The 569-nt window shown below is 58.7% G+C and carries 1 protein-coding gene; it reads right to left on the reverse strand.

Features of this window, described 5'->3' with window-relative positions; translation table 11 throughout:
* Window positions 1-46: 46 nt before the first annotated feature.
* Window positions 47-569, reverse strand: a 523-nt coding sequence (locus AWB66_RS32690) for an AAA family ATPase (protein ID WP_125469902.1), incomplete at its 5' end; no start/stop codon positions are given.

Consider the following 569-nt stretch of genomic DNA (forward strand, 5'->3'; position numbering starts at 1 on the left):
CTGGCTCCATTACGCCGATCCTGCGCTGGCACCTATGCGCCGATCATCAATTGGCTCCTATACGGCGATCCGTGACAGAGGTGCCTCCCGAGAATAGGAAGATCGCGCGCCCGACGCGATAATCGCCGCCTTTGCCGCGGAACAGGCCGTCCTGCATCGGCGCGAGAAAGTACTTCAGCCAGCCCCGGCGGCCTTCGAAATACGAGTCGAATTCGTCGAAGATGGCGAGCGGCACTTCGCTGCTCGCGAGGGCGCGATCCTGTATCTGGTGAAATGCATCCGTCAACTGGTCGGTGGAATTGAACTGCGCCAGATTGAAGGTCAATGGTTTGCTGCTGCGGCCTGGGTCAACGGAGTTGAGCACTTCTTTCACCGCAAACGACTTCCCCGACCCCGGCGGACCAAACACGGCGATGGATAGTGGCGTGGTCCAAGATGGCGTTTCGATGTACTTGCGGATGATCTTCGCGAGATTGTAGTGATCGGCGATTTCCCGGACGGTCAGTTGAAACTCCCCCAGTTGTGGTCGCCTAAAATCCCCCACCGTGTGAAGCAGGACGAGGTCGAGT

Origin of the sequence: Caballeronia telluris, from assembly GCF_001544495.1 — a bacterium.
Classification (GTDB): Bacteria; Pseudomonadota; Gammaproteobacteria; order Burkholderiales; family Burkholderiaceae; genus Caballeronia; species Caballeronia telluris.